Source organism: Methylibium sp., from assembly GCF_031393925.1.
In the GTDB taxonomy this organism is placed as follows: domain Bacteria; phylum Pseudomonadota; class Gammaproteobacteria; order Burkholderiales; family Burkholderiaceae_C; genus Methylibium.
This window is the reverse complement of record NZ_JANMWL010000302.1, coordinates 1-5,150: the sequence shown is the minus strand read 5'-3', so window position 1 is coordinate 5,150 and position 5,150 is coordinate 1. Positions and strand designations below refer to the sequence as shown.

The window sequence follows — 5,150 nt, the reverse complement described above, 5'->3', positions numbered from 1 at the left end:
CCGGCGCTGGGCCGCCCCGAGCCCGACGCACCCGTGGGGACCGGGAGGGCCCCTTGCGGGGCCATGGGGGTCGACGCCGCAGGCGTCGTGGGGACGGCAAACACCATCGGCAGTGTCAGGCCGAGGATGCCGCCCCAATCCTGGCAGACCAGCATCACGTTGCGCAGGTCCAGCGTCTCGATCAGCTTCAGCAGGCTTCGCCGGTGGCGATCGAACTGGTGCCAGGCTTCATCGGTCGGTTTGTCGGATCGGCCAAAACCGATCAGGTCCGGCGCCACCACCCGCAGGCCGGCCCCGGTGAACACCGGGATCATGTGGCGGTAGAGGTAGCTCCAGGTCGGGTTGCCGTGCAGGCACAGCACCGTGACGGCCGCGTCACGCGGACCCTCGTCGATGTAGTGCATGCGTTGACCTGCATCCAAGGCTCCCGCTGGCTCCAGCCACTGCGGCGGATAGGGCCAGCCCGGCAGATCGGCAAAGCGCTCGTCGGGGGTGCGCAGCATGTCCATCGCGGGCGCCAGCTCAGAGCACCTCGAACACGCCCGCCGCGCCCATGCCACCGCCGATGCACATCGTGACGCACACCCGCTTGGCGCCGCGGCGCTTGCCTTCGATCAGTGCATGGCCGGTGAGGCGCTGGCCGCTCATGCCATAGGGGTGGCCCACCGCGATGGCGCCGCCGTTGACATTGAGGCGATCCATCGGAATACCCAGGGTGTCGGCGCAGTACAGCACCTGCACGGCAAAGGCTTCGTTCAATTCCCACAGGTCGATGTCGTCGACCGTCAGGCCCAGGCGCTTCAAGACCTTGGGCACGGCGAACACCGGACCGATGCCCATTTCGTCGGGCTCGCAGCCGGCGACGGCAAAGCCGAGAAAGCGGCCGAGCGGCTTCAGGCCCTTTCTTTCGGCCAGCGTCTCGTCCATCACCACGCAGGCGCCGCCGCCGTCGGAGAACTGGCTGGCGTTGCCGGCCGCGACCGCGCCACCGGGCAGGGCCGGCTTGATGCCCGCCAGTGCTTCGTAGGTGGTGCCGGCGCGCAGGCCTTCGTCGGCGCTGATCGTGACCTCTTTCGTGCGCAGGCCGAGCTGCGCATCGGCGACGCCGGCCATCACGGTGACCGAGATGAGCTCGTCCTTGAACTTGCCGGCCGCTTGCGCGGCACTCGCCTTTTGCTGGCTGGCCGCGCCGTACTGGTCCATGCGTTCACGCGGGATCTTGTAGCGCTTGGCCACGTTCTCGGCGGTCTGCAGCATCGGCCAGTAGATCGCGGGCTTGTGCTCCTGCAGCCAGTTGTCCTCGAACAGGTGGGTGTTCATTTCGTTTTGCACGCAGGAGATGCTCTCGACACCACCGGCCACATAGACCTGACCTTCGCCGGTGATGATGCGCTGCGCTGCCAGCGCGATGGTCTGCAGGCCCGAGGAGCAAAAGCGGTTGATCGTCATGCCCGACACGGTGATCGGCAGGCCGGCGCGCAGCGCTACCTGGCGCGCGATGTTCCAGCCGGTGGCGCCTTCGGGGTTGGCGCAACCCATCATCACGTCCTCGATTTCGGCGGCCTCGATGCCCGCGCGCTGCACTGCGGCCTGCACCGCCATACCGCCGAGCGTGGCGCCGTGGGTCATGTTGAAGGCGCCCTTCCAGCTCTTGGCCAGGGGCGTGCGGGCGGTGGAGACGATGACGGCGTTGGTCATGAGAAATCCTTCTTGGTGTGGCGGTGTGGCGGCGGGCTGGCCCTCACCCCAACCCTCTCTCCAGAGGGCGAGGGCGCAAATCAGGCGAGAGCTCTCGAGTCAGTTGAAGGTCTTGCCTTCGGCTGCGAGGGTGACGAGCAAGGGTGCGGGCTCCCAGAAAGTGGCGTCGTCGAGCGGGTTCTTCTGGAAGCGCTTCATGGCCTGCACGACGTTGAAGAGGCCCACCGTGTCGGCGTAGTTCATCGGACCGCCGCGGTGCAAGGGGAAGCCGTAGCCGGTGAGGTAGACCATGTCGATGTCGCTGGCCTTGCCGGCGATGCCCTCCTCGACGATCTTGGCGCCCTCGTTGACGAGCGAATACACGAGGCGCTGCACGATCTCTTCGTCGCTGATCTTGCGCGGCGCGATGCCCAGCGCCAAGCGATGCTGCTCGATCATGTCGGTGACCACCTTGCTCGGCAGGGGGTCGCGCTTGCCCGGCACGTAGTCGTACCAACCGGCGCCCGTCTTCTGGCCGTAGCGCCCCAGCTCGCACAACAGGTCGGCGGTCTTGCTGTAGCGCATCTGCGGCTTCTCGACGTAGCGGCGCTTCCTGATCGCCCAGCCGATGTCGTTGCCCGCCAGGTCGCCCATGCGATGCGGCCCCATCGCGAAGCCGAACTTCTCCACCGCCTTGTCCACCTGCTGCGGCGTGCATCCTTCCTCGAGCAGGAAGCCGGCCTGGCGCAAGTACTGCTCGATCATGCGGTTGCCGATGAAGCCGTCGCATACGCCCGAGACCACGCAGGTCTTCTTGATCTTCTTGCCGAGCTGCATCACCGTGGCGAGCACGTCCTTGGCCGTCTTGGCGCCGCGCACCACCTCCAGCAGCTTCATCACGTTGGCCGGGCTGAAGAAGTGGGTGCCGATCACGTCCTCGGGCCGCCGGGTGAAGGATGCGATCTTGTCGACGTCGAGCGTGGAGGTGTTGGAAGCGAGGATGGCGCCGGGCTTCATCACCTCGTCGAGCTGCTTGAAGACCTGCTCCTTGATGCCGATCTCTTCGAACACCGCCTCGATCACCATGTCGGCGTCCTTCAGGTCGGCGTAGTTCAAGGTCGTGCTCAGGAGCGCCATGCGCTGCTCGTAGGCGTCGGCCGCGAGCTTGCCTTTCTTCACCTGGGCTTCGTAGTTCTTCCGGATGGTGGCGACGCCGCGGTCGAGCGCCTCCTGCTTGGTTTCGAGCATCACCACCGGCAAGCCGGCGCTCAGGAAATTCATCGCGATGCCGCCCCCCATGGTGCCGGCGCCGATCACGGCGAGCTTGCTGATGTCGCGCACCGGCGTGTCTTGCGGCACGTCGGCAATCTTGCTCGCGGCGCGCTCGGCAAGGAAGGCGTGGCGCAGCGCCTTGCACTCGGGCGTGAGCATCAGCGCCATGAAGGCGGTGCGCTCGTAGGCCATGCCGGCGTCGAAGCCGAGCCGGGTGCTTTGCTCGACGCAATCGACGCAGCGCGCTGGGGCGGGGAAGTTTTTGGCCATCGCCTTGACCGTGTTGCGGGCAAACTGGAAGTAGGCGTCGGGGTTCGGGTGCTTGGCCTTCAGGTCGCGAACGCGCGGCAGCGGGCGCACCGCCGACACCTCGTTCGCGAAAGCGATCGCGCCCTGCAGCAGATCGCCCTCGATGATTTTTTGGAACAGCGTCTGCCCGGGGATCTGCGCGAGCCGCTCGCTCTTCACCGGCTCGCCGGCGACGATCATGTTGAGCGCCGCCTCGACGCCGATGGCGCGCGGCAGGCGCTGCGTGCCGCCTGCACCGGGCACGAGGCCGATCTTCACCTCCGGCAGCGCGACGTTGACGCCCGGCGCCGCCACGCGGTAATGGCAGCCCAGCGCCAGCTCGAGGCCACCGCCCATGCACACGCCGTTGATCGCCGCGACCACCGGCTTGCCGCTCGCCTCCACCAGATTGATCAGGCTGATGAGGTTGGGCTCCTGCGTCGCCCTGGGCGAGCCGAACTCGCGGATGTCGGCGCCGCCCGAGAACGCCTTGCCGGCGCCGGTGAGCACGATGGCGGTCACGGTGGCGTCGGCCTCGGCCTTGGCGAGGGCCGTCGCCAGCTCGCGGCGCGTGTCGAGGCCCAGGCCGTTGACGGGCGGGTTGTTCAGGGTGATGACGGCAACGCTGCCGCGCACTTCATAGCTGGCGCTCATGGGGGGTGGTCCTCGGTGTGGAACGGGCGGGCAGGAGAGAGACTCAGACCTCGAGCCACTCCTTGCGAATATAGGCGTTCGCGCGCAGGTCGGCCGGCGTGCCCTCGAACACGATGCGGCCATGGCCCATGACGTAGCAGCGCCCCGAAATCTGCAATGCGATGGTGAGCTTTTGCTCCACCAAGAGCACCGCGAGTCCGCGGCGCTGGAGTTCCTTCAAGTACTCGGCCACCTGCTCGACGATCCTGGGCGCCAGGCCCTCGGTGGGCTCGTCGATCATGACGAGATCGGGGTCGCCCATCAAGGTGCGACAGAGCGTGAGCATCTGCTGCTCGCCGCCGGAGAGCACGCCGGCCTCGGTGTGCTGGCGCTCCTTCAGGCGCGGGAACAGCTGGTACATGTCGTCGCATGACCAGCGCGGCGACTTGGCCTTGCGCTTTTCACCCAGCACGAGGTTCTGGTGCACCGTGAGCCTGGGAAAGATGTCGCGGTTTTCGGGCACGTAGCCGATGCCGCGGTGCGCAATGTCGAAGGCCGGGTGGCCGAGGATTTCCTCGCCGCGCCACTGCACCGAACCCCGGCCCTCGACCAGGCCCATGATGGTCTTGACGGTCGTCGATCGGCCCGCGCCGTTGCGTCCGAGCAGGCTCACGATCTCGCCCGGCTTCACCACCAGCGAGACGCCGTGCAGCACGTGGCTCTTGCCGTAGAAGGCATGCAGGTCGTGCAGCCGCAGCGTCTTGTCAGCGTCGTTGACGGGCTCGCTCATGGATACCCTCGGGGTGCCGCGCTCATGTCGCCGTGCCCGCCGCCTGTGGGTCGACCAGCACCGAGCCGAGATAGGCCTCCTGCACACGCGGGTCGGCGCGCACGGCACCCGGTGCGTCGAAGGCGATCACCTCGCCGTAGACCAGCACCGCGATGCGGTCGGCCAGGTCGAACACCACGCCCATGTCGTGCTCGACGGTGAGCAGGGTCTTGCCCTCGCTCACCTCGCGGATGAGCTGCACGACGCGCCGCGTTTCGCTCTGACTCATGCCGGCGGTGGGCTCGTCGAGCAGGATCACGCTCGCGCCGCCGGCGATGGTGATGCCGATCTCGAGCGCGCGCTGCTCGGCGTAGCCGAGGTTCATGGCCAGGACGTCGCGCTTGCGGTCGAGCTTGATCATCGCCAGCACCTGCTCGGCGCGCTCGTTGGCGTCGGTCAGGTCGGCGAGGAAGTTCCAAAAGGAGTAGCGCAAGCCCCGGCTCCACAGCAC

At 67.4% G+C, this 5,150-nt stretch carries 4 protein-coding genes and 1 pseudogene; all 5 read right to left on the bottom strand.

The features are described from left to right. Positions 1-509 (bottom strand): alpha/beta fold hydrolase (locus RMO12_RS15555; RefSeq protein WP_309639966.1); only part of this gene is annotated, 509 nt, incomplete at its 3' end. Positions 510-522: 13 nt separating this feature from the next. Further along, positions 523-1,698 carry an acetyl-CoA C-acyltransferase gene (locus RMO12_RS15550; protein ID WP_309639965.1) on the bottom strand — a complete coding sequence of 392 codons (1,176 nt, stop codon included), beginning with the start codon at positions 1,696-1,698 and terminating at the stop codon, positions 523-525. A gap of 99 nt (positions 1,699-1,797) precedes the next feature. Continuing rightward, entirely contained in the window at positions 1,798-3,891 is a 2,094-nt protein-coding gene (locus RMO12_RS15545) for a 3-hydroxyacyl-CoA dehydrogenase NAD-binding domain-containing protein (RefSeq protein WP_309639964.1), read from the bottom strand. Between the two features lie 43 nt (positions 3,892-3,934). Further along, positions 3,935-4,660 carry an ABC transporter ATP-binding protein gene (locus RMO12_RS15540; RefSeq protein WP_309639963.1) on the bottom strand — a complete coding sequence of 242 codons (726 nt, stop codon included), beginning with the start codon at positions 4,658-4,660 and terminating at the stop codon, positions 3,935-3,937. Positions 4,661-4,682: 22 nt separating this feature from the next. Then, positions 4,683-5,150: pseudogene (locus tag RMO12_RS15535) on the bottom strand (ABC transporter ATP-binding protein); the annotation flags it as partial.